This is a genomic window from Amycolatopsis keratiniphila (assembly GCF_000400635.2).
Taxonomy (GTDB): Bacteria; Actinomycetota; Actinomycetes; order Mycobacteriales; family Pseudonocardiaceae; genus Amycolatopsis; species Amycolatopsis keratiniphila.
On sequence record NC_021252.1, the window covers coordinates 4,056,517 to 4,080,575 of the forward strand.

A 24,059-nucleotide genomic window follows, 5' to 3' on the forward strand; every position below is an offset into this window, starting at 1 on the left:
TGGCTAACCTAAGACGCCGAGGGGCCGATTGCAACCGGTGACGGTGCGTCCCGGGTCACGTCTGTGAACGGTTGTCCGACCAGGCCGCCCAAAGCGTTGCGTATTGACCGCCCGAGGCCACGAGTTCGTCGTGTGTCCCGCTTTCGACGATCGCGCCCGCGTCGAGCACGACGACGCGGTCCGACGCCGCCGCCTGCGTCAGGCGGTGCGCGACGACGAGACCGGTCCGTCCCTCCAAAGCGGCGGCCGCGGCGGCTTCGAGGACTTTCGCGCCCGCGCTCCCGGCTTCCGCGGTCGCCTCGTCGAGGATCGCGATCGGCGGGTCCGCGAGCACCAGCCGCGCCAGCGCCAGCTGCTGCGCTTGGGTGACCGTCAGCTGATGACCGCCCTCGCCGACGATCGTCGCGAGACCCAAGGCCTCCGCCCAGCCCCGTGCGCCGACCTTTTCCAGTGCTGCCAACAGATCCGAGTCGGACGCGGCCGGGCGCGCCAGACGAAGGTCGTCCGCCAGCGAACCGGCGAAGACGTGCACCTCCTGGCTGATCAGCGCGACCGCCCGCCGCGTGGCGGACGGCCCGAGCTCGTCGAGCGGGACCCCGCCGACGGAGATCGTTCCCGAAGCCGGGGCGTGGATCCCGGCGATCAGCTTGGCCAGCGTCGTCTTCCCGGCCCCGCTCGCCCCGACCAGCGCGACCCGCTCACCGGGGGAGAGGTCGAGGTGGACGTCCCGCAGCACCGGATGTCCGTCCACATAGGAATGAGAGATCCCGGCCGCCTTCACCGACGCGTCGACGGGCCTCGCGGGGCGCTCGGGTTCGCGTGGCGCGGGCAGGTCGGCGACCCCGATCAGCCGGGCGAGGCTCGCGGCGGCCGCTTGCGCGTCGTCCACCAGCGCGAGCGCGGTGTTGATCGGGCCGAACAGGCTGTGGAAGTACAACGCCGCCGCTGTCGCGGCACCGACGGTCACCGCGTCCGCGCCCACCAGCAGGAAACCGGCCGCGAGCACAGCCGAGAGACCGACGAACTCGGCGAGGTTGAGCCGGGCGAAGAACTTCGTCATCAGCCGGACACCGCGCAGCATCAGGTCCATCGCGCCCTCGGACCGCTGCCGGACGCGCTCCACGTGGGCGTCCGCGAGCCGGAACGCGCGGACGGTCTTCGCACCGCCGATCGTGTCGAGCAGTTGCTGCTGCTGCGAACCCGTCGCGATCCGCTGATTGGCGTACAACGGGACGGCGTTGCGGACGTACCAGCGCACGGTGTGCAGCTGGATCGGTGCCGCCAGCAGCGCGGCGAGCAGGAACCGCCAGTCGAGCACGGCGAGCGCGCCGAGGGTCAGCACGATGGTGAGCACCGAACGGCCCAGTTCGGGGAGGGCTTCGCGGACCGCCCGCGCGACCACCGTGACGTCGTTGGTGACGCGGGCGGTCAGATCGCCGGACCCCGCGCGTTCGATCTGCTCCAGCGGGAGCCCCAGCGCGCGGTCGACGAACCGTTCACGCAGTTCCGCCAGCAGGGTTTCGCCGAGCTTCGCGGTGAGCGAGACACCCAGCGCCGTCGCGATCGCCTGTGCCACGGCGACCAGGACCAGCGCGACCACCGGCGTCGCCAGTTCGGTCGCGGGCCGCTTCTCGATGACCAGATCGACGATGTGGCCGAGCAGGCGGGCGGTGAGCAGCCCGATCGCGGTGGCGCCGACGAGCATCGTGAGCGCGCCCGCGGCGCGGGCCTTCGATGTGCGGAGCAGCTCGCCGAGGACCGCCCGGATCCGTTTGCCGTCGGCGGTGGGCAGGAGTTCGCGGGTCATGACAGCACCGCCGCGCGGTAGTCGGCGCGATCACGGACGAGTTCGGCGTGGCCGCCCTCGCCGGTGATCCGGCCGCCGTCGAGTACGACGACGCGGTCCGCCACGGCGAGCAGGGCGGGGCTCGTGGTCACCAGGATCGTGGTCCGTCCTCGTCGTAGCCGGGCGAGCCCGGTGGCGATCTTCGCCTCGGTCACCGTGTCGACCGCCGTCGTCGGGTCGTGGACGACGAGCACCGGCGCGTCGGCGGCGAGCGCGCGGGCGAGCGCGACCCGTTGCCGCTGGCCGCCGGAGAGGGAACGGCCGCGTTCGGTGACCGCGGTCCCGGTGCCGTCCGGCAGCGCCGCGGCGACCTCGTCCGCCGCCGACGCGGCCAGCGCCTCGTCGAGCGGGCGGTCCCCGGCGTGGACGTTCTCGGCGAGCGTCCCTTCGAACAGGTCCGCGTCGTGCGCCGCGACCAAAACGACCTCCCGTACCCGTTCGGGGTCCACAGTGGACAGATCCACGCCGTCGACGCGCACCCGGCCCTCGGCGGGGTCGGCCGCGCGGCCGAGGCAGTCGAGCAGATCGGTCGCGGCGGCCGGATCCGCGGCGACGACGCCGATCAGCTGTCCGGCCGGGATGTCGAAGTCGAGATCGCGAAGGCTGCCGTATGAGACCGCGTCGAGCCGCACGTTCCCGCCGGCGGGTGACGGGAGTTCGCCGTCGCCCGGTTCCACCGCCGCGGGCGTGGTCAGCAGGTCGGCGACCCGGGACGCGGACGCGCGGCCCTGCGCCAGTTCGCCGTTGACCCACGAGAAGATCAGGAACGGCGTGAGCAGGAACTGGGCGAGCCCGACGGCCGCGACGAGGTCGCCGACGCTGATCGATCCCGACGACGCGAGATGTCCGCCGACGAGGGCGACGATCGCGATGAAGACGCCGGTCAGCGCGAGCACCGCGCCGTCGTGCCAGGCCTTGGCCCGCGCGGCACGCAGTGTCGCCTTGAGCGAGTCCTGGCTCGTGTCGCGGTAGCGGGCGACGGCGGCCGGTTCGGCGCCGATGCCCTTGAGCACCCGCAAGCCGGAGACCAGATCCGTGGCGACCCCCGAGGCGTGCGCCGACCGCTCCTGTTCCGCCTCGCTGCGGCGTTCGAGCGGTTTGCCGATGAGATGCGCGAGATACAGCAGCGGTGGCGTGCCCAGCAGCACGAGGAGCCCCAGCGGAAGCGAGATGCGCAGGAGGGCCACCGCGCTGACCAGTACCCCGGCCAGCGCCGCGATCCCGAACGGCAGCACCGCGTTCACCACCCCGACGCGTTGCGCGTCGCTGGTGCCGATGTTGACCAGTTCCCCGGCGAGCTTGCCGTTCTCGGCGCCGCCGCCGGGATGCAGGACGCGACGGCTGATCGCGATGCGGAGTTCGTGCGCGGCCCGCAGCGACGCGCCTTCGGCCGCGCGCGCGGCGAACCGGTAGCTGTAGGACAGTCCCGCGAAGACCACGGCGAGCACGGCGAGCCAGAACACGAGCGTGCCCACGGACCCGCCGTCGACCGCCTGGTCGATCACCACGCCGATGATCACCGGAACGAGTGCTTCGCCGCCTTGGTGCCCGGCCGCGAGCACGGATGCGAGCGTGACCTGCCGTCGCTGCCCGGAAATCGCCTGGCGCAGGACGCTTCGGCTGGTGGTGGCCGTTGCGGTCACCGGCGCCTCCTAGTTCGGGGTAGGTAAGGCTAGTCTAAGTAGGTAGCTCGTTGAGGTGAACTCCGGCGTTCGGTTAGCCTCGCCTCACTCGAAGGAGGTCCCGTGGTCGTCACCGAACGCCCGCCCGAAGCGGCGTCCCCGCCCAGCACGGCGGCACGGACGTTCCGCGCCGGCGGTCTGGTGGTCGGGCTCGCGCTGCTGGCGCTCGTCTTCCTGCTCAGCATCTGGGTGGGGTCGAAGAGCATCCCGTTCACCTCCACCTGGTCGGTGCTGTGGCACAACGACGGCTCGACCGACGCGGTGATCATCCACGACCTCCGTATCCCGCGGACCCTGCTGGGCCTGGTCGTCGGCGCGGCGCTCGGGCTCGCGGGCGCGGTGATGCAGGCGCTCACCAGGAACCCGCTCGCCGACCCCGGCCTGCTAGGTGTCAACACCGGTGCCGCGGCCGCCGTCGTCTCGGGGATCGCCTTCGCCGGTGTCACCAGCGTGCTCGGCTACATCTGGTTCGCTTTCGCCGGCGCCGCGATCGCCTCGGTCGTGGTCTACCTCCTCGGCTCGGCCGGCCGCAGCGCCACGCCGGACCGGCTCGTGCTCGCCGGTTCGGCCGTGATGGCGGTGCTCCAGGCGTACATCGTCGGTGTGCTGCTGCTGATGCCGGAGACGTTCAACCAGTTCCGGTTCTGGAACGTCGGCTCGCTCAGCGGCCGCAAATGGGACGTCTTCCTGCAGATCTCGCCGTTCGTCGTACTCGGCGTGATCATCGCGCTGCTGCTCGCGCGCCCGCTCAACGTCCTCGCGCTCGGTGATCAGACCGGCAAGGCGCTCGGCGCCCACGTGGGCCGCACCCGGGTGCTGGGCGCGGTCGTGGTGATGCTGCTCTGCGGCGCGGGCACCGCGGCGATCGGACCGGTCCTGTTCCTCGGGCTCGCCGTGCCCCACGCCGCGCGGATGCTGGTCGGCCCGGATCAGCGCTGGGTGCTGCCGTATTCGATGCTGCTCGCGCCGATCGCGCTGATCGGCGCCGACGTCGTCGGCCGCGTGCTGAACCCGCCGGAGGAACTGCAGGCGGGGATCGTCGTCGCGTTCCTCGGGGCGCCGGTGTTCATCGCGCTCTGCCGCCGCCGGAAGCTGGCCCGCCTGTGACCGCGATCAAGGAGCACCCACGGATGAGCACCCGCGTCCTGCGCACCCCGGGCGGCGGGCTTTCCCTGCGCGTCACCCCGCGGGCGGCGATCGTCGTCGCCCTGCTGGCCGTCGCCGTGTTCTTCGTCGGCGCGGTCAGCATGACCACCGGCGACTACCCGCTGTCCGTCGGCGAGGTGATCCAGACGCTGTTCGGCTTCGGCGACCGGGCCACCGAGTTCATCGTGACCACGCTGCGGCTGCCCCGGCTGCTGACCGCCCTGCTGGTCGGCGGCGCGCTCGCGGTCAGCGGCGCGATCCTGCAGAGCCTGTCCGGGAATCCCTTGGGCAGCCCCGATTTCATCGGCTTCACCGAAGGCGCGGCGGCCGGTGCGCTGCTGACGATCATCGTCGTGCACGGCGGCATGCTCCAGGTGTCGTTGGGAGCGCTGGTCGGCGGCGTCGCGACGGCGGCGTTGATCGCGCTGCTCGCGCTGAAAGGCGGCGTGCACACCTTCCGGCTGATCCTCGTCGGCATCGGCGTGAACGCGATGCTCATCGCGTTCAACTCCTACCTGATCACCAGGGCCTCCTGGCAGGACGGGCTCGCGGCGCAGGCCTGGCTGGTCGGCGGGCTCAACGGACGCGGCTGGGAGCACGTCGTCCCGGTCGCGATCGCCCTCGCGGTCCTGCTTCCGCCCGGGTTCGTCTACGGCAGAAGGCTTTCGCTGCTGGAGATGGGTGACGATTCGGCCATGGGGCTCGGCGTGCCGGTCCAGCGGAGCCGGATCGTGCTGCTCGCCGTCAGTGTCGGGCTGTGTTCGATCGCGACCGCGGCCGCCGGGCCGATCGCGTTCCTGGCCCTCGCCGCGCCGCAGCTTTCGAAGCGGCTCACCCGCTCTTCGGGGCCGGGGCTCGCCGCCGCCGCGTTGATGGGCATGCTCCTGCTGGTCACGAGCGATCTGGTCACGCAGCAGTTCTTCGCGGGACTGCCCGTGGGCCTGGTGACCGGGGCGATCGGCGGGCTGTACCTGGCCTGGCTGCTGGTGTCCCGGCGCGGGGTCAGCCCGGCTGCGCGCTGACCGGCTCGATCGGGGCGGGCTCGCCGAAGCGGGCCAGTGCGAGCGCGGCCGAAACGGCGAGCACGAAGCCGACCGCCGCCACGGCCGCGAAACCCGGTCGCGTGGTGTCGCCCAGCACGAGCACGCCGATCAGGGACGGGAAGACGGTCTCGCCGATCACCATCATCGCGGTCGAGGTGGTGACGCTGCCGCGCTGCAACGCGGTGGCGTAGAACAACATCGCCAGCGCGCCCGCCACACCCAGCGTGTACGTGGCCGGGTCGGCCAGCAGATCCAGCGGGGCGAGGCTGGTGAGCGCGCGGCCGGACAGCGCGACGACACCGAAGCACAGTCCGGCGATCAGGCCCAGCGACGGTGTCCGGATCCGCCGCGACGCGCGGCCCGCGAACATCCCGGCCGTGCCGAGGACGACCACCGCACCGATCAGCACGAGCCGGAAACCCAGCCCGGTCGGCTCCGAGCCCTCGCTCTCCGCCGACATCCCGAGCAACGCGAGCCCGGCGCAGACGACCGCGACCGCCGTCCACTCGCGACGGCCCAGCCGGACGCCGAGGGTCCGCGCGGCGACCGCGGTCACCGCGAGACTGCCGGCCAGCGCCGCCTGGACCACGAACAGCGGCAGCACGCGCAAGGCGGCCACCTGGGCGACGAACCCGATGACGTCCAGCGCCAGTCCCGCGACGAACTTCCATTGCCGCAGCACCCGCACGAGCAGCCGGGGATCGACGCGGTCTTCGGCGCCCGAAGTCGCCTTCGCGGCGATCGCCTGCATCACCGAAGCGACGCCGTAGGCACAGGCCGCGAAGAACGCGCAAATCAATCCCCACCACATGGATCCTGAGCCTAGCCCTGCGGCGCCCACTCCGAGATCTCGCGAGTTCCGCCTTCAATCACGCGAGATCGCCGCTCAATCACGCGAGATCGCCGTCTGATCACGCGAGATCGCCGTATGTGTAGAGTGAGTCCATGTCGAACACGGGTTCGAGTCGCGCCGAGCCGGTGGAGCGGGCTTGGCCGGACGGGATCGCCGAAGACGAAACCGGGATCCAGTGGGACTTCCTGCGTTTCCTCCGCGCCACGGCGGTCAACAAGGTCGCCGGGCTGACCAGGGAGCAGGCGGCCGCGACACCGTTGCCGTCGTCCCCGCGGATGAGCGCGCTGGGAGTGCTCAAGCATCTGACCGCGGTGGAACGCTGGTGGCTTTCGATCGAGGCGGTCGGCGCGGATCTGCCGTCGCTGTGGGAAGGCTCACCGGATCCGAGCTGGGACCTGGCCGAGGACGACGACCCGCGCTCGGTCGTCGAGGCGTACCGCGCCGAGTGGACGTTGTCTGAGTCGTCGCTGGCCGGCGTCTCGCCGGACGACCGGGCGCGCAGGTCGGGGAAGTTCACCGTGCGCTGGGTGCTCGCCCACGTGCTTCAGGAGACCGCGCGCCACGTCGGGCATCTGGACGTCCTGCGGGAGCTGGCCGACGGAACCACGGGGGAGTAGCGCCGTAAGGTGTGCGCCATGGCTGACAGGCTGTACTTCCGGCAGTTGCTCGCGGGCCGTGACTTCGCGGTCGGGGATCCCATCGCGACGCAGATGGTCAACTTCGCGTACCTGATCGGCGATCGGGAGACGAACGAGGCCGTCGTCGTCGACCCGGCGTACGCCGTCGGGGATCTGCTGGACCTCCTGGAAGCCGACGGCATGCGGTTGACCGGCGTCCTCGCCACGCATCACCACCCCGACCACGTCGGCGGCGAGATGATGGGGTTCTCGCTTCCGGGGATCGCGCAACTGCTGGAGCGCGTCCAGGTGCCGATCCACGTCAACGGCGCCGAAGCGGAGTGGGTCCGCCGCACCACGGGCGTGTCCGGCACCGATCTGCGTTCGCACGAGCACGACGAGGTTCTCGAGGTCGGCACGGTGCCGATCCGGCTGCTGCACACGCCGGGCCACACCCCGGGCAGTCAGTGCTTCCTGGTCGACGGGAAGCTCGTCTCGGGGGACACGCTGTTCCTCGAAGGCTGCGGCCGGACCGATTTCCCCGGCGGCGACGCGGAAGCCATCTACCGGAGCCTGCAGTGGCTTGCCGGGCTGGACGGGGATCCGGTCGTCTATCCGGGGCACCAGTACTCCGCCGATCCGTCGGCGAACCTGTCGCGGGTGAAGGACACGAACTTCGTGTTCCAGCCGAAGTCGCTGGAGGAATGGCGGCTGATGTTCGGCGGCTGAGACGCATCCAGAGGACTTATTGAGAGGTAAGTCAAACGTGGCGTGATGGAGGTGGCGGCGTGGGCATGCTTGCCACGCGCACCCGTGACTGTCCACAAGGGACACTGTTCGGCAAAGGATGCCCGATTTGACCACTGTGCGTGGGGGTCGTGAGTGATTTGGGTGGCTCTAACCCTCTGTGCTGTTTCAGGACCTCACGGACAGATGTGTTTCAGGACTTGTCGGACAGTTTGGTGTTGAGTGGTTGGTAGCGTACTGCTCGGTTGAGGGTGAGCTGGCGGGCGATGGTGTCGCCGATCATGATGGTGACACGGTCGCCTTGCCAGAACACGGTGGCTGTGTGTCCGGTCCAGTTTCGGCCCAGGACGATGGAGTAGCCGGAGAAGGCGATGACGCCGGTGGCTGAGACGGTGCGTTGAGTGCGGCCGCTGGGGGTGTTGCGGCCGGTGGCGGGGGTGGCTTTGGGGCTGGCGTCGTAGCGTTGCCGTGGGGTGTGGCCGTCGAGGCTTTGGTGGCGCCGGTGGTTGTTGTAGATGTGGCGGTAGTCCTCGAGTAGCTGTTGCAGGACGGCAAGGTTCTCGGCAGGAGGGCGGGCGGCGAGCCATTTCCTCAGGGTTCGGTGGACACGTTCGTTCTTGCCGCAGGTTTGCGGGCGATAGGGCCTGGACGCGATGGCGGTAACGCCGTGTTCGGCGAGGTGACGTTCGAGTTCGACCCTCTGCCCTCGGTGTTTTCCGGAGAAAGCTAATCCGTTGTCGGACAACACTTTGACCGGTAGACCGTGGCCGGCGAAGGCCTGTTGCAGCGCTGCCCAGGTGTCGGTGCCGTTCTCGCTGGCGGCGGCGTAGGAGCCGACGTCGAGGCGGGAGTGGTCGTCGAGGATCTGGACGATGCAGACCTTCTGGCCGTCGGCCAGGTAGTACTCCATGCCATCGATCTGCCAGCACCCGTTCGGATCGGAGTACTCGAACCGGCGCCTCGTGCGGGGTCTCTTGCGGGGCTCCGGTTCGATCTGGCCGTGCTCGCACAGGATCCGGTAGATCGCCGACTTCGACGGCACCGGCGCGAACCCCGCCTTCTCCAGCCGCCAGCGGATCGAGATCGGCCCGTTGTCCCAGCCCTCGTCCGCGAGTTCCTTGCGGGCCCGCAGCACCGCCTCGGCCACCTCCGCGCCTAATGCGGTGGGACGGTGGCGCGGGGCGGTGCTGCGGCGGATGAACCCGTTCGCCGCCTCGCTCCGCACCCGGGCCACATACCGATAGAACGTGTCCCGGGAAACCCCGTGCTCACGGCAGAACTGCGACACGTTGACCTTCTCGCCCACGGCTGCCCGAGCGACCGCGGCGACGAACTCAGGATCCATCGAAAACCCTGTACTGCCCATCGTCGCATGATCACCACGAACACCCTGGTCACCACACCGACAGGCCGATCAGTGTCCGTGAGGTCCTGAAACATCAACTGTCCGACATGTCCTGAACTCAGACAGGTGGCTCTAACCCTCTTTATCACTCACGACCCAGCACAGAAACGAATATATGTGCATAAATCGGACACTTGATCGACGTAAGATGTCCTTGTGGACACTTGGTCCCGGTCGGCCCGAGCCGCCGGTCCGGACTCACGCCCTATGGGCCTTCCTGCTCGCCCGAAGCAAGCAACGCGTCCAGATCGCGGGACGCCGAGCCCGCCGATTGACCCGGCCCGCCCCGGAAGCCGAAGCTCGGGACCGTGACGCTCAAGCTGCATTGGTTCCTGCCCACCACCGGGGACGGCCGGACGATCGTCGAGCACTTCCACGCCAGCCGCGCCGCCGGAGCATCTTCCGCCCGTGAGCCGAGCCTCGACTATCTCGCGCAGGTCGCCCGCGCCGCCGAGGCCAACGGTTTCGAAGGTGTGCTGACGCCGACCGGCACCTGGTGCGAGGACGCCTGGCTGACGACGGCCGCGCTGATCCGCGAAACGCGAAGCCTCAAGTTCCTGGTCGCGTTCCGTCCTGGGACGATCTCGCCGACGCTGGCCGCGCAGATGGCAGGCACGTTCCAGCGGATCTCGCAGGGGCGCGTGCTGCTCAACGTCGTCACCGGCGGCGATGCCGTCGAGCAGCGCCGGTTCGGCGACTGGCACGACCATGACGAGCGGTACGCCCGCACGGGCGAGTTCCTCGAGATCGTGCGCGGCGTGTGGAGCGGCAAGCCGTTCGATTTCGACGGCGAGCATCTCAAGGTCGAGGGCGCGACCATGCGCGCGGCGCCGGATCCGGTCCCGCCGATCTACTTCGGCGGGTCGTCCGCGGCGGCGTTGCCGGTCGCGGCGAGGCACGCGGACGTCTACTTGACCTGGGGCGAGCCGCCCGCGCAGGTCGCCGAGAAGATCGCGAAGGTCCGTGAACTCGCCGAGGACCAGGGCCGCAAGATCCGCTTCGGCATCCGGCTGCACACGCTTTCCCGGGACACGTCGGCGGAAGCCTGGGCCGAGGCGGGAAAACTGCTGGACGCCATCGACCCGGAGCGGATCGCCCACACCCAGAAGCAGTTGTCCGCCAGCGAATCCGTCGGCCAGCAACGAATGGCCGCGTTGCACGGCGGGAAGACCGACGGTGGTGTCCGCGGCTTGGAGGTGTACCCGAACCTGTGGGCCGGGGTTGGCCTGGTCCGCGGCGGGGCGGGCACCGCGCTCGTCGGCAGCCACGGCGAGGTGGCGGACCTCATCGAGGAGTACCACGCGCACGGCATCGAGGAGTTCGTCCTGTCCGGATACCCGCATCTGGAAGAGGCGTACTGGTTCGGCGAAGGGGTGCGGCCGGAGCTGGTCCGCCGCGGGCTCGTCGCGTAAAGCCCTTACAGGGTGCGGGAAAGAGCCAATGCCGCGGTCCGGACCGCCGGTGCGACGCGGTTGGTGTGCATGCGATTCGCCCAGCCGGAGATCGACAACGCCGCCACCGCGACACCGTGCGCATCGAGCAGCGGGCTCGCGGCGCAGACGACGCCGACGCCGGACTCCTCCCGCTCGAACGCGATTCCTTCGCCGTGGATCTTGGCCAGCTGACGGCGCAGCAGGCCGGCCGCGGTGATCGTCCGTACGCTGACGCGGGGCAACCCGGCTTCGATCACTTGTGTCACCACGGATTCCGGCGAGAAGGCGAGGATCGCCTTGCCGACGCCGGTGGCGTGCGCGGGGAACCGCCCACCGATCCGGGACGGCAGTGACGGCGCGTCGGGTCCCCGCAGGATGTCGAGGTAGACCACCTCGGTGCCTTCCAGCACCGCGAGGTGCACGGTGTTGCGGGTCGCCTCGCGCAGATCCGCGAGATACGGCCGCGCCGCCTCGACCAGACCTCGGCGCCGGACCGCCAGCTGGCCGATCTCGAACAGCTTGAGCCCGAGCCGCAACGCCGCGCCCTCGCGTTCGAGCAGTCCGGTCGCGACCAGATGTCCGGTGAGCCGGTGGACGGTCGACTTCGCCAGCCCGGTCCGCCGTGCCAGCTCGGAGACGCCGAGCGCGTCGTCGCCGGGCCGGAAGGCTGAGAGCAGCGCGGAGATCCGGGCGGCGACGAGGCCGTCCGCTCCGGTTCGTTCGGTGTCGTCGTTCCGCCCAGCGGCACGCATGGGTTGAGTGTGCCCTATCCGCTCGGGGAGCGTCACCTGGCATGGCGCAACGGAAAGCGGTGGCCGCGATCGTCGGTCCCGGGAACATCGGCACCGACCTGCTCGCGAAGCTGAGGCGCAGCGAGCACGTCGAGGTGCGGTACATGGTCGGCGTGGACCCGGAGTCGGACGGGCTGGCGAAGGCCGCGGAGCTGGGGTTGGAGACATCCGCCGGCGGTGTGGACTGGCTGCTTTCGCGGGACGAACTGCCGGACTTGGTCTTCGAGGCGACTTCGGCGAAGGCGCATCTGGCGAACGCGCCGCGCTACGCCACCGCCGGGATCCGCGCGATCGACCTGACCCCGGCCGCGGTCGGCCCGTTCACCTGCCCCGCGGTGGGCCTGCCCGACCGGCTCGACGTGCCCAACGTCAACCTCATCACCTGCGGCGGTCAGGCCACGATCCCGATCGTGCACGCGGTGTCGCGGGTGACGCCGGTGCCCTACGCCGAGATCGTCGCGTCCGTCTCGTCGCGTTCGGCCGGGCCCGGCACGCGCGCGAACATCGACGAGTTCACCGCCACGACGGCGCGCGGGATCGAACTCGTCGGGGGAGCGAGCCGCGGCAAGGCGATCATCATCATCAACCCGGTCGAGCCGCCGATGATCATGCGCGACACCGTGTTCTGCGCGATCGACCCGGACGCGGACTTCGACGCGGTGAGTGAATCCATCCACCGGATGGTCGAGACCGTCCAAGGTTACGTGCCGGGCTACACGCTCAAGGCGGATCCGCAGTACGACCCACCACGGCCGGGGTGGAGCGGGCAGGCGCGGGTCGCGGTGTTCCTGGAGGTCGCCGGGAACGGGGACTTCCTGCCGAAATACGCCGGGAATCTCGACATCATGACGGCCGCGGCCGCCCGTATCGGCGACCTTCTGGCCACTCAGGAGGTGGCGGCATGAGCTGGGACGACGTGAGCCGAGAGGTCCGGATCGTCGACACGAGCCTGCGCGACGGCAGCCACGCGATGGCGCATCAGTTCACCGAGAAGAACGTGCGCGACACCGTCCGGGCGCTGGACGACGCCGGGGTCTCGCTGATCGAGGTCAGCCACGGCGACGGGCTCGGCGGCTCGACGTTCAACTACGGGTTTTCCCTTGTGGACGAACGGAAGCTGATCGAGGCGGCGGTCGACGAGGCGCGGCACGCGAAGATCGCGGTGCTGCTGCTGCCGGGACTCGGCACGGTCGGCGACCTGCGGGTGGCCGCGGACCTCGGCGCGGGCGCGGTCCGGATCGCGACCCATTGCACCGAGGCCGACGTCTCGGTCCAGCACTTCGGCGCGGCGCGCGAACTCGGGCTGGAGACGGTCGGTTTCCTGATGCTGTCCCATATGTCCACGCCCGAGGCGCTGGCGAAACAGGGACGGATCATGGTCGACGCCGGGTGCCAGTGCGTCTACGTCGTCGACTCCGCCGGGGCGCTGATCCTGGAGGACGCGAGCGAACGCGTCGCCGCGCTGGTCGCGGAATTCGGGGACGAGGCGCAGGTCGGCTACCACGGGCACCAGAATCTGAGCTTCGGCGTCGCGAACTCGGTGCTCGCGTACCGGGCGGGCGCGCGGCAGATCGACGGTTCGCTGGTGGCGCTCGGCGCGGGCGCCGGCAACTCGCCGACCGAGGTCCTCGCGGCCACCTTCGAGCGGCTCGGGATCCGCACGGGCGTCGACAAGGACGTGCTGATGGACGCGGCCGAGAACGTCGTGAAGCCCTACATCACCCGGCTGCCGGTGATGGACCGGTCGTCGATCGTGCAGGGTTTCGCCGGGGTGTACTCGAGTTTCCTCCTGCACGCCGAACGCGCGGCGGAACGCTACGACGTCCCGGCGCACGAGATCCTCTACCGCGTCGGCGCCGCGAAGTACGTGGGCGGGCAGGAGGACATGATCATCGACATCGCCCTGCAGCTGGTCGCCGAACGCGGTCAGGGCTGACGGTCAGCGCCGAGCACGAGGCGGACGCAATGCTCGATCAGGCGCTCGCGGCTCACCTTGAGCGAGCCGTCGAGGTAGGCGATGAACACGTTGCTCAGCGCGCCCACCAGCCCGATCGAGGTCATCTGCCGCTCGGCCGCGTCACCGTGCGACAGCTGCCCGCTGACCAGCTCGGCGAACGAGGGGAGGAGCGCGATCCCGCGCGTCGTCAGCGCGGGATCGGTGATAGGCGCGAGCAGGAGCACCCGGCCCTTACGCGGGTCGTCGAGCATCAACTCGACGAACGCGCGGACGGCGGCCTTCGCCCGTTCGGCGGGTTCGGCCGTGTCGCTGACCGCGTCGACCAGCGCCTGCCGCGCCTGCTCGCCGATGTGCTCGTAGACCGCGACGACCAGTTCCTCGCGGTCGGTGAAGCTCTCGTAGAAGTACCGCTCCGTCAGCTTGGCGTGGCGGCACACCGCGCGGACGCTCACCCCCGCGCTGCCCTGGGTGCCGAGCAGGTCGAGGCCCGCGTCGACGAGTTGTCCCCGCCTCGCGGCCTTGCGGTCGTCCAGGGTCGTGCCTGCCCAGCTCCGGCCGGCCATGATCGGCTCCTCTTGTTGACTACGGCCGTTGTCAACTTTAACCTGACAACAGTTGTGGTCAATTTAACCAGCTCATTGAGGAGACCGGGGATGACGCAGCCACGGCCGCTGGGACCGGATTCGCTGACCTGGAAGTACTTCGGTGACTGGCGCGGGCTGCTCATCGCGCTCTGGGCCGGATCCATGCAGAACATGCATCCCGAGCTGGGCGCGGGCGTCGAAGAACACTCGCGGTTCTTCGAGGAGCGCTGGCAGCGGCTGTTCCGCTCGCTGTACCCGATCGGGGGAGTGATCTACGACGGCCCGCGCGCCCGGCAGACCGCGCTGGAGGTGCGCGGCTACCACGATCGGATCAAGGGCGTCGACAAACACGGGCGGCGCTATCACGCGCTCAACCCGGACACGTTCTACTGGGCGCATTCGACGTTCTTCGTGAGCGCGATCCTCATCGCCGACAACTTCTGCGGCGGCATCGGCGAGGCCGAGAAGCGGAAACTCTTCGAAGAGCACGTGCAGTGGTACGAAATGTACGGGATGAGCATGCGCCCGGTGCCGGAGTCGTGGGAGGACTTCCAGCTCTACTGGAAGCGCATGTGCGAGGACGTGCTGGAGGACAACAAGGCCACGCGCGACGTCCTCGAGATCCAGGACATCGCCAAACCGCATTTCCTGCCCTGGCTGCCGGATTTCGCGTGGAACCTCGTGCGCGGGCACGTGGCGCGGAACTTCGTCTGGCTGACGATCGGCCTGTACGACCCGCCGATCCGCGAGCGGCTCGGCTACACCTGGACCGAACGCGACGAGCGACGGCACCGCCGGGTGGGGAAGCTCATCAACGCGGCGTTCAAGCTGGTCCCGCGCGATCGCCGCTACCACCCGCGGGCCAGGGCGGGCTGGCGGCGCGAGCGTGGCGAACTGGCCCCGGACGCGCCGTTGGTCGAGACTCCCGCGAGGAACCTTCCGCCGCTTTCGGAGCGGGGCAAACCCGAGCACTACTCACCGAACGTCTGACGAGGAGCCTGTTGGCGGAGCACAAGATTTACCCGACAAGCGACCAAACGTGTGAACCCGCCCGGCCGAAGGCCCCGCTATCGCGGTGGTAGGGCACCCTGTCCACCCATCGTGACGTGATTACCCAGCCGTGCCCTGCCGACGTCGATCGCGGTCGCGGGTTCACCTACAGACACGAGGAGCCTCGATGAAGCTTGGTTACCACCTCGGTTACTGGTCCTCCGGCCCGCCCGAGGGCGCGCTGGACGCGATCCTGCGGGCCGAAGAACTCGGCTTCGATTCGGTGTGGACCGCCGAGGGCTACGGCTCGGACGCGTTCACCCCGCTCGCTTGGTGGGGCGCGTCGACCAGCCGGATCAAGCTCGGCACCAATATCGTCCAGATGTCGGCGCGCACTCCGACCGCGACGGCGATGCACGCGCTGACGCTGGACCATCTGTCCGGCGGGCGGTTCGTGCTCGGGCTCGGCGCGTCCGGGCCGCAGGTGGTCGAAGGCTGGTACGGGCAGCCGTATCCGAAGCCGCTCGCTCGCACCCGCGAGTACGTCGACATCGTGCGGAAGGTCGTCGCGCGTGAGGCGCCGGTGACGCACGACGGTCAGCATTTCCAGTTGCCGTTGCAAGGCGGCACCGGGCTCGGCAAACCGCTGAAGTCCACAGTGCACCCGTTCCGCAAGGAGGTCCCGATCTTCCTCGCCGCGGAGGGGCCGAAGAACGTGGCGCTGTCGGCGGAGATCTGCGACGGCTGGCTCCCGTTGTTCTTCTCTCCCAAGAGCGACGCCTTCTACCGGACGGCGTTGGAGGAAGGCTTCTCGCGCCCCGGTGCCCGGCATGGTTTCGACGATTTCGAGGTCGCCGCGTCCGTCCCGGTGCTCGTGCACGACGACGTCGAAGAGGCCGCGAGCTGGATCAAGCCGTCGCTCGCGCTCTACATCGGCGGTATGGGGGCGAAATCGGTCAACTTCCACCACGACGTCTTCGCTCGGATGGGTTACGAGGACGTCGCCGACAAGGTCCAGGAGCTGTACCTGGCCGGGCGCAAGGACGAGGCGACGGCCGCGATCCCGACGTCGCTGGTGGAGGACACGTCGCTGATCGGGCCGGCGGAGAAGATCCGCGACGAACTGGCGGCGTGGGAGGAGACCGTGGTGACCACGTTGCTGCTGCGGGGGGATGCCGCGACGCTCACGAAGGTCGCCGAGACCCTCGGGTAATGCCCGGCATGCATTTATTCCTCTAAATGCGAAAGGTTGTGTGGAGGATTTGGGACGTTCGGTGTCCGGAATCCTCCCCGCTCGGCTGCGACGTTGATCAAGGGAGGATCAGGGACGTCGAGTGTCCCCACTGCTCCGTTGATCAAGATTCGAGACGCGAGCGTCCCCTTGACGATGTGGGAATTGGGGCACTGAATGTCCCGATTCCCACATCGTCAACACTCGGCATGCCGAGCAGTCGGCCCTCGTGCCCGTCAGGTGGCTCGAGTGTGGAGGATTGGGGACATTGAACGTCCCAAATCCTCCACACTCGACCGTCGTGGAACATCCTTTGTGGACATGCTGAGCAGGGTGTGAGGCGCCCGCCTTTTGTGGGGTTGCGGCAGTGAGCCCCATCACGTAGCGTCCCGGCCACGAACATGAAGTCGGTTCATGTTCGTGGCCGGGAGGTGCGACTCATGACGGTGAGCCGGAGGCGGGTACTCGCGGGCGCGGCGGCGTTGCCCGTCGCGGCGAGCGTGCTCGGCGCCCAGCAGGCGCAAGCGGCGCCGGCGAAGGGTTTCCGCGTCGGCGTCGGCCTTTCCGACGTCACCGGCCCGGCGGCCGAGAACGGCATGATGGGCTACTCGATGCCGCAGCAGCAGACCGCCGGCATCCACCTCCGCACCCGGGCGCGGGCGTTTGTGGTCGACGACGGGGCCAAGCGGATCGCCTTCGTCACCGCCGACCTCGGCGCGCTGTTCCAGTCCGTCCACCAAGGCGTGCTGCGCAAGCTCCAGGCCGCGTACGGCGACCTGTACACCGAGCAGAACGTGCTGCTCAACGCCACGCACACCCATTCCGCGTGCGGCGGGGATTCCCATTACGCCGCTTACGATCTGGCGATCCTCGGCTTCCAGCAGCAGGTGTACGACGCGCACGTCGACGGGATCGTCGAGGCCATCGGCCGCGCGCACGCGGACCTCGCGCCCGGGTCGATCCGGCTCGGCCGCGCCGAGCTCACCAAGGCGAGCGTCAACCGGTCCCGCAAGGCCTTCGACCTGAACCCGCAGGCCGACAAGGACCACTTCCCGCAGGCGATCGACCCGGCCGTCACGGTGCTGCGGTTCAGCCGGAACGGCGTCGACGTCGGCGCGATCAGCTGGTTCGCCACGCACGGGACGTCGATGAGCAACGGCAACCACCTGATCAGCGGCGACAACAAGGGTTACGCCGCCTACGAGTGGGAGCACGACCACGCCGGCGTGCGCTACCTCGACGGGAACCCGCGGTTCGTCGCCGCCTTCCCGCAGACCAACACCGGCGACATGAGCCCGAACCTGAACCTCGAACCCGGCACGCCCGAAACCGAGTTCGAGAACACCCGCACCATCGGCGATCTCCAGTTCCGCGCGGCGAAGAGCGCCTTCGACGCCGCAGCCGAGGCCGTGACGGGTGGCGTCGACCACCGGATGTGCTACGTGGACATGTCCGACGTGGCCGTCGACGCGAAGTACACGCCGAACGGGCGGCCGCAGCGCACCTGCACCGCCGCGATCGGCGTCTCGATGCTGGCGGGCAGCCGCGAGGACGGGCCTGGCCTGCCGCTGCCGGAAGGGGTCAAGAACCCGTTCATCGACTGGCTCGGCGGCATCGACGCGCCGATCCCGCAGGCGCTGGCCGACGCGCACGCGCCGAAGGTGATCGCGGTGCCGTTCGGCGCGATGAAGCCGTATCCGTGGACGCCGGAGGTCCTGCCGCTGCAACTCGTCCGGATCGGGCAGCTGCACCTCGTGGCGGTGCCCGCCGAGCTGACCATCGTCGCCGGGCTGCGCCTGCGCCGGACCGTCGCCGCCGAACTCGGTGTCCCGCTGGAGAACGTGCTCATCCAGGGCTACGCCAACGCGTACAGCCAGTACGTCACCACGCCCGAGGAGTACGACTCGCAGCAGTACGAAGGCGCGTCGACCCTCTACGGCCGCTACACGCTTCCGGCGTACCAGCAGGAATTCGCGAAACTCGCGGCGGCGATGAAGGCGGGGACATCGGTCCCGCACGGCCCGACGCCGCGCGATCTGCGCGGCAAGCTGATCAACTTCCAGCCGGGCGTCGTCTTCGACAGCCCACCCGCGTTCAAGAGCTTCGGTGACGTCCTGACCGACGCGAAGAGCACCTACGCGCGCGGCGAACAGGTCGCGGTCGAGTTCGTCACCGGGCATCCGAAGAACGATCTCCGGCGCGGCGGCACCTTCCTGGAGATCCAGCGGCTGGTCGACGGCAAGTGGGTCCGCCACGCCGACGACGGTGACTGGGACACGAAGTACCACTGGGCGCGGACGTTCGTCGCCGAATCGAAAGCCGTCGTCCACTGGAAGATCCCCGCGAACGCCCCGATCGGCAAGTATCGCGTGGTCCACTTCGGCAACTGGAAGAACGGCTGGAACGGGGCGATCTCCGCGTTCAGCGGGACTTCGCGGACATTCGTCGTTTCCTGACACCGAAAGGGTCTTTCGTGCGGAAGCTCGCCGTACTCGCCATCGCCGCCGCCCTGTTCGCCGGATCCGCCGTCCCCGCCCAGGCGGCGGTCTCGGTGAAGGTCATGGCGTTCAACATCTGGCAGCTGCCCTGGATCGCCAGCCCGAACACTTCGGACAAACAGGCCAGGGCTCGCGCGGCGGAGGAGGTCATCCGCGCGAACGACGCCGACGTCGTCGTCCTGGACGAGGCGTTCAGCGCCCAGGCGGAGGAACTGCGGAACCGGCTGAAGGACGTCTGGCCGCATCAGACCCCGCTCGTCGGCCAGTACTGCTCCACGTCGCCGGGCTGGACCACGGTGAACGGCAACTGCTCGAATTCCCCGGTCGTGGTGAACGGCGGGGTCACCGTGCTGAGCAAGGCGCCGGTGACCGAACAGCACCAGCTGGTCTTCCGCAATTCCTACTCCGGTACCGCGGACTATCTGTCCAACAAGGGCGCCGCGCTCGCCCGCCTTGTCGTCGCCGGGAAGCCGGTCTGGATCGCGGGCACCCACATGCAGGCCGACGAGGGGCCGGAGACGCTGCCGAAGGCGCATGACGTCCGGATGGCGCAGCTCGGCGAGATCCGGCACCTGGTCACGAAATACGCCCCCGCCCGCGAGCCGGTCGTCATCGCGGGCGACCTGAACATCGAGTACTGGGCGGGTCAAGCGCGCAAGGATTCCCTCGGCCGGACCCAGGTCCAGCAGGGCGAGGCCTTCCTCGACGGCGTTCTCCGCACGACGGGCGAAGGCGCGTACACCTTCGACGCGGCGACGAACCCGAACGCGGCGAAGTCCGTTCCGGCGACCTACCGCGATTCGCTGGACTACGTCGGAGCCGTACGCGCGGGCGGCCGTCCACTCGCCGCTGTCGGCCCGGTACAGCTCGTGCATTACGACGGTGGCACGATTCCCTCCGACCACTACCCGGTGGTGGCCAAGATCCAATACTGAGGCCTTCATCGGGAGAACCGCCTCGAGGAGGATCATGGCAGCCCTGCCAGCACGGACGAGGTACCGCTACTCGCTCGGCTCGTTCGTCACCGGCCCCTTCGGCACGGTTCCCGGCCTGCTCCTCCTGAAGTACCTCACCGACACGATGGGCGTCGCCGCGGGCGTCGCCGGCGCGATCGTGTTCATTCCCAAGGCATGGGATGTGCTGTTCAACCCCATCGCGGGGAGGCTGTCGGACGCGGACATGGTCCGCACCGGCAGCCGCCGCCGGTTCCTGCTCTTCGGCGGTATCGGCGTGTCGATCCTCTTCGCGGCCCTGTTCGCCCACCCCGGCTTCGGCGGCCCGGTGCCCGACGCGATCTACGTCGTCGTCGTGTTCCTGTTGTGCGCCACCGCGTACGCGTTCTTCCAGGTGCCGTTCAACGCGTTGCCCGCCGAACTGACCGACAACGCCGACGAACGCACGAAGCTGACCAGCATCCGGATCGGCTTCCTCGCGGTCGCCATCCTGATCTGCGGCGGCGGGGCCCCGGCGATCACCGAACTCGTCGGCGGCGTCACCGGCTACCGCGTCATGGGCGTGTTCATCGCCGTGATCATCCTGCTGGCGACCCTCGGCGTGTACTTCGGGCTGAAGGACGCGCCGGTCGGCGCGCTGCGGCCGAACACGGTGAGCCCGCGTGAGCTGCTCCGGACGCTCGCGCAGTGGCGGCCGTTCCGCTGGCTGCTCGGGGTCTACTTCGTCCAGGCGCTCGGTATCGGCACGGTGCTGGCCGCGATCCCGTTCTTCGCCGAACGGATCCTCGGCAGCTCCGGCTACGCCACGGTTCTGTTCGTCGGTTTCGTCGGTCCGGCGCTGCTGACGATGCCGTTGTGGCCCAAGCTCGGGGCGAGTGTCGGGAAACTCGTCGGGTTCCGGCTCGCCACCGCGGCGTTCGGCGTCGGTCTGTTCGGGCTTCTCGGCGCGAAGGTGTTCCCGTTCCCCGTCACGATGGTGTTCGTCGCCTTCTGCGGCGTCGGCTACGCGGGGATCTCGGTGTTCCCGCTGGCGATCCTGCCGGATCTGATCAGCGACGAAGAGGAGCGGACCGGGGAGACCAGGGCCGGGGTGGCGGCCGGGGTGTGGACCGCGTCCGAAACGCTGGGACTGGCGCTGGGCCCGGGGATCTGGGGACTGGTGCTGCAGTTCGGCGGCTACCAGTCCAGCCTCGCCCCGGGGGCCGCGCAGCCGGACAGCGCGCTGACGGCGATCCTGCTCGGCGCGTCGATCCTCCCGGCGGTGCTGATCCTGTTCGGCATCCCACTGCTTCGCAGGTCGGTCCTGGAGCGCCGGTCGTGACCGCCGAAGACATCCTGAAGGAGCTCCGGGAACTTCGGGCGGGCGACCTGCCGACCCACGGCGGCCGGACGCTCGCGTACGTCTACGACAGCGGTCTGTCCGAAGTGGACGAACTCGGCGCGGCCGCGCACGCGCTGGCCTCGTCGGCCAACGGGCTCGATCCGACGGCCTTTCCGAGCCTGCTGCGGATGGAGAACGACCTCGTCGGCACCGCCGCGCGGCTCCTGGGCGGCACGGCGGAGACGGTCGGCTCGGTGACGTCGGGTGGCACGGAGTCGTGCATGCTCGCCGTCCTGGCCGCTCGCGACGCGCGTCCGGACGTGGCCACGCCGAACATCGTGCTGCCCACGACCGCGCACGCCGCGTTCCACAAGGCGGCGCATTTCTTCGGCGTACGCGTGGTTGCGGTGCCGGTCGATCCGGTGAGCTTCCGCGCCGTCCCCGGGGCGATGGCCGCCGCCGTCGACGAGAGCACGGTGCTCGTCGTCGCGAGCGCGCCGTCGTATGCCCACGGCGTCCTCGACCCGATCCCGGAGATCGCCGCCCTGCTGGACGGCGTCCGGTTCCACGTAGACGCCTGTATCGGCGGCTGGGTGCTGCCGTACCTGGGGCTCGGCCCGTTCGGCTTCGACGTTCCCGGTGTCACCAGCGTCTCGGTGGACCTGCACAAGTACGCGTACTGCCCGAAAGGCGTGTCGGTCCTGCTGCACGCCGACGCCGGGCTGCGCCGTTCGCAGTACTTCGCCAGCGCGGACTGGCCCGGCTACACGATGCTGAACACCACGCTGCAGAGCACCCGCTCCGGCGGACCGCTCGCCGCCGCGTGGGCCGTCGTGCGTCATGTCGGCGAAGAGGGTTACCGGAAGCTGGCTTCCGCGGCGCGCGAGGCGGCCGTGGAGCTCCGTGCCGGGATCGAGGCGCTGGACGGGTTGCGGGTCCTCGGCGATCCGGTGTCGACCCTGCTCGCGTTCACCGTGGCGGATGACGCCGGATTCGACCTGTTCACCGTCGCGGACGAGATGCGCGAGCGCGGCTGGTACGTCCAGCCGCAGTTCGCCCACGAGTCGTCGCCCGCGAACCTGCACCTGACCGTGACGGCCGCGAACCGGGGGAGCGAGAGGGAGTTCGTCGCCGACCTGGGCGCTTCGGTCGCGGCCGCCCGTGAAGCGGGGCCGGTCGTCGTCGATCCGCAGGTGGCCGAGTTCGTCGCCGCGCTGGATCCCGCGACGCTGACGCCGGAACAGTTCGCCGGACTGCTGGCGGCGGCGGGCCTCGGCGGCGGCGCGGGATTGCCCACCCGGATGGCGGAGATCAACGCCCTGCTGGCGACGGCGCCCGGTCCGCTGCGGGAGCGGCTGCTGCTCGAATTCCTCGGCGCGCTGTACACGGCCTCCTGACCTCCCCTTGACGCAATCAGGCGGTTGCTATACAAAGTTATAGCAACCGATTGATTGCTACTTGAGGAGGCTTGTCGTGGGATTCCCCGACCGGATCGAACGCACCGTCGAGATCGCCCACCCGCCCGCGAAGGTCTGGGCCGCGCTGACCACGGCTGAAGGGCTGGGCACCTGGTTCGGCAACCAGGCCAGCATCGACCTGCGGCCCGGTGGCGACGCCGAGATGAAATGGGACGAGGGGCACAAGGCGGTCATGCGCGTCGAGCGCGTGGAAGAGCCGGAGATCTTCGGCTTCACCTGGAACATCTACGGTCTGCCCGACGACGACCCTCGCCGCACCTACGTCGAGTTCACCCTGGTGCCGAACGGCGAAGGCACCCGGCTCACCGTCGTCGAGTCCGGTTTCTCGCAGCTTCCTGACGACGCGCACCAGGTCGCTTTCGAGGGAAACACGAAGGGGTGGGCGGCCGAGCTGGGCGAACTGATCGAATACCTCGATGCCGCCTGACATCGAAGCGATCGCCGAACAGGTCTTCGTCGCCTTGGCCGACCCGAGCAGGCGGAGCATCCTCGCCACGCTCGCCTCGGGCGGCCCGGCCACGGCGACCGACCTGGCCGAACGCCTGCCGATCACTCGGCAGGCCATCGCCAAGCACCTCGCACTGCTCACCGACGCCGGCCTGGTGACCCCGGAACAAGGGGAGCGGCGCCGCGTCCGCTACCGGCTGCACTCGGCGCCGATGCAGGTCGCCCAGCAGTTCCTCGCCGCGCTCGCCCGCGATTGGGACGGGCCGCTCGCGGCTCTGAAAGACCATTTGGAGGGTTCAGCATGAGCTTCACGACAAGCTTCACAGTGGAGTCGGCGCGATGAACACAGTGTCCGCCGCGGAATGGGAAGAAGCGCGCCTTCGGTTGCTGGTGAAGGAAAAGGAACTGACCCGTGCCCGCGACGCGCTCGCGGCCGAGCGGCGGCGGATGCCGTGGCTCGCGATCGAGAAGCCGTACGAGTTCGAAGGACCGTCCGGGACGGTGAACCTGCTCGACCTGTTCGAGGGACGCCGTCAGCTGATCGTCTACCGGGCCTTCTTCGATCCCGGCGTGGAGGGCTTCCCCGACCACGCCTGCAAAGGCTGCTCGCTGGTGGCCGACCAGGTCGCGCACGTCGCGCATCTGAACGCCCGCGACACCACGCTGGCCTTCGCCTCGCGAGGCACGCAGCCGGACATCGCGCGGCTGAAGACGCGGATGGGCTGGACGATGCCGTGGTACACGATCACCGGTGACTTCGACGTCGATTTCGGCGTCGACGAATGGCACGGCACCAACGCCTTCATCCGCGAGGGCGACCAGGTGTTCCGGACATACTTCGTCAACGATCGCGGCGACGAGACGATGGGCAGCACCTGGAGCTACCTCGACATCACCGCGCTGGGGCGGCAGGAGGAGTGGGAGGACTCGCCTGAGGGCTACCCGCAGACGCCGCCGTACGAATGGTGGAACTGGCACGACGCGTACGAGGAACCCGCGTCGTCCGGTGGCGGGTGCTGCTCGGGGTCGTGAGCCTG

At 69.5% G+C, this 24,059-nt stretch carries 22 protein-coding genes; 16 read left to right on the forward strand and 6 right to left on the reverse strand.

All coding sequences use genetic code 11. The features are described 5' to 3' along the window. Positions 1-55: 55 nt before the first annotated feature. A complete protein-coding gene (locus AORI_RS59370; RefSeq protein ID WP_016334029.1) occupies positions 56-1,807 on the reverse strand; it encodes an ABC transporter ATP-binding protein in 1,752 nt (583 codons plus the stop codon). Continuing rightward, positions 1,804-3,489 (reverse strand): ABC transporter ATP-binding protein, encoded by a 1,686-nt coding sequence (locus tag AORI_RS59375; protein WP_016334030.1) that lies wholly within the window; start codon positions 3,487-3,489, stop codon positions 1,804-1,806. The genes AORI_RS59370 and AORI_RS59375 overlap by 4 nt, the downstream gene beginning before the upstream one ends. Positions 3,490-3,591: 102 nt before the next feature. On the opposite strand from AORI_RS59375, the gene AORI_RS59380 reads away from it, so the two are divergent. Then, the gene (locus AORI_RS59380; protein ID WP_016334031.1) at positions 3,592-4,635 is read left to right on the forward strand and encodes a FecCD family ABC transporter permease; all 1,044 of its coding nucleotides are present in this window, start codon (positions 3,592-3,594) and stop codon (positions 4,633-4,635) included. Between the two features lie 23 nt (positions 4,636-4,658). Then, complete coding sequence (locus AORI_RS59385; protein WP_051552942.1) at positions 4,659-5,696, forward strand: FecCD family ABC transporter permease; 1,038 nt, start codon at positions 4,659-4,661, stop codon at positions 5,694-5,696. Here the strand turns inward: AORI_RS59385 and AORI_RS59390 are convergent. Beyond that, entirely contained in the window at positions 5,677-6,528 is an 852-nt protein-coding gene (locus AORI_RS59390) for a DMT family protein (RefSeq protein WP_016334033.1), read from the reverse strand. The two genes, AORI_RS59385 and AORI_RS59390, sit on opposite strands and share 20 nt — an antisense overlap. Positions 6,529-6,662: 134 nt before the next feature. On the opposite strand from AORI_RS59390, the gene AORI_RS59395 reads away from it, so the two are divergent. Together AORI_RS59395 and AORI_RS59400 are read left to right on the forward strand one after the other, a co-directional pair. Beyond that, positions 6,663-7,187 carry a DinB family protein gene (locus AORI_RS59395; protein WP_016334034.1) on the forward strand — a complete coding sequence of 175 codons (525 nt, stop codon included), beginning with the start codon at positions 6,663-6,665 and terminating at the stop codon, positions 7,185-7,187. An 18-nt stretch (positions 7,188-7,205) separates the two neighbouring features. Beyond that, positions 7,206-7,916 carry an MBL fold metallo-hydrolase gene (locus AORI_RS59400; RefSeq protein ID WP_016334035.1) on the forward strand — a complete coding sequence of 237 codons (711 nt, stop codon included), beginning with the start codon at positions 7,206-7,208 and terminating at the stop codon, positions 7,914-7,916. Between the two features lie 211 nt (positions 7,917-8,127). Here the strand turns inward: AORI_RS59400 and AORI_RS59405 are convergent, their stop codons facing one another. Next, a complete protein-coding gene (locus AORI_RS59405; RefSeq protein ID WP_228688344.1) occupies positions 8,128-9,300 on the reverse strand; it encodes an IS481 family transposase in 1,173 nt (390 codons plus the stop codon). Positions 9,301-9,647: 347 nt separating this feature from the next. On the opposite strand from AORI_RS59405, the gene AORI_RS59410 reads away from it, so the two are divergent. After that, positions 9,648-10,751 (forward strand): LLM class flavin-dependent oxidoreductase, encoded by a 1,104-nt coding sequence (locus AORI_RS59410; protein ID WP_016334037.1) that lies wholly within the window; start codon positions 9,648-9,650, stop codon positions 10,749-10,751. Positions 10,752-10,756: 5 nt separating this feature from the next. Here the strand turns inward: AORI_RS59410 and AORI_RS59415 are convergent, their stop codons facing one another. Further along, positions 10,757-11,524 (reverse strand): IclR family transcriptional regulator, encoded by a 768-nt coding sequence (locus AORI_RS59415; RefSeq protein WP_016334038.1) that lies wholly within the window; start codon positions 11,522-11,524, stop codon positions 10,757-10,759. A 41-nt stretch (positions 11,525-11,565) separates the two neighbouring features. Between AORI_RS59415 and AORI_RS59420 the strand changes: the two genes are divergently transcribed. Both AORI_RS59420 and dmpG read left to right on the forward strand, forming a co-directional pair. Further along, a complete protein-coding gene (locus AORI_RS59420; protein WP_016334039.1) occupies positions 11,566-12,468 on the forward strand; it encodes an acetaldehyde dehydrogenase (acetylating) in 903 nt (300 codons plus the stop codon). After that, positions 12,465-13,499 (forward strand): 4-hydroxy-2-oxovalerate aldolase, encoded by a 1,035-nt coding sequence (gene dmpG / locus AORI_RS59425; protein WP_016334040.1) that lies wholly within the window; start codon positions 12,465-12,467, stop codon positions 13,497-13,499. Before AORI_RS59420 ends, dmpG begins: the two co-directional genes overlap by 4 nt. On the opposite strand, the gene AORI_RS59430 is transcribed toward dmpG, so the two are convergent. Then, a complete protein-coding gene (locus tag AORI_RS59430; protein ID WP_016334041.1) occupies positions 13,490-14,083 on the reverse strand; it encodes a TetR/AcrR family transcriptional regulator in 594 nt (197 codons plus the stop codon). The genes dmpG and AORI_RS59430 overlap by 10 nt on opposite strands. Positions 14,084-14,173: 90 nt before the next feature. On the opposite strand from AORI_RS59430, the gene AORI_RS59435 reads away from it, so the two are divergent. The 9 genes from AORI_RS59435 (at position 14,174) to AORI_RS59475 (ending at position 24,054) form a co-directional block, all read left to right on the forward strand. Then, complete coding sequence (locus AORI_RS59435) at positions 14,174-15,094, forward strand: oxygenase MpaB family protein (RefSeq protein WP_016334042.1); 921 nt, start codon at positions 14,174-14,176, stop codon at positions 15,092-15,094. A gap of 187 nt (positions 15,095-15,281) precedes the next feature. After that, a complete protein-coding gene (locus AORI_RS59440) occupies positions 15,282-16,307 on the forward strand; it encodes an LLM class F420-dependent oxidoreductase (RefSeq protein ID WP_016334043.1) in 1,026 nt (341 codons plus the stop codon). 458 nt (positions 16,308-16,765) lie between these two features. Then, positions 16,766-18,781 carry a neutral/alkaline ceramidase gene (locus AORI_RS59445; protein WP_016334044.1) on the forward strand — a complete coding sequence of 672 codons (2,016 nt, stop codon included), beginning with the start codon at positions 16,766-16,768 and terminating at the stop codon, positions 18,779-18,781. Between the two features lie 17 nt (positions 18,782-18,798). Then, positions 18,799-19,758: a sphingomyelin phosphodiesterase gene (locus tag AORI_RS59450; RefSeq protein ID WP_016334045.1), complete on the forward strand. Its 960-nt coding sequence runs from the start codon at positions 18,799-18,801 to the stop codon at positions 19,756-19,758. Positions 19,759-19,792: 34 nt separating this feature from the next. After that, the gene (locus AORI_RS59455) at positions 19,793-21,097 is read left to right on the forward strand and encodes an MFS transporter (protein ID WP_016334046.1); all 1,305 of its coding nucleotides are present in this window, start codon (positions 19,793-19,795) and stop codon (positions 21,095-21,097) included. Beyond that, entirely contained in the window at positions 21,094-22,494 is a 1,401-nt protein-coding gene (locus tag AORI_RS59460; RefSeq protein WP_016334047.1) for a pyridoxal phosphate-dependent decarboxylase family protein, read from the forward strand. Before AORI_RS59455 ends, AORI_RS59460 begins: the two co-directional genes overlap by 4 nt. Positions 22,495-22,570: 76 nt before the next feature. After that, entirely contained in the window at positions 22,571-23,002 is a 432-nt protein-coding gene (locus AORI_RS59465) for an SRPBCC domain-containing protein (protein ID WP_016334048.1), read from the forward strand. Beyond that, positions 22,992-23,327 (forward strand): ArsR/SmtB family transcription factor, encoded by a 336-nt coding sequence (locus AORI_RS59470; protein WP_016334049.1) that lies wholly within the window; start codon positions 22,992-22,994, stop codon positions 23,325-23,327. Before AORI_RS59465 ends, AORI_RS59470 begins: the two co-directional genes overlap by 11 nt. A gap of 34 nt (positions 23,328-23,361) precedes the next feature. After that, entirely contained in the window at positions 23,362-24,054 is a 693-nt protein-coding gene (locus AORI_RS59475) for a DUF899 domain-containing protein (RefSeq protein ID WP_016334050.1), read from the forward strand. Positions 24,055-24,059: the final 5 nt, after the last annotated feature.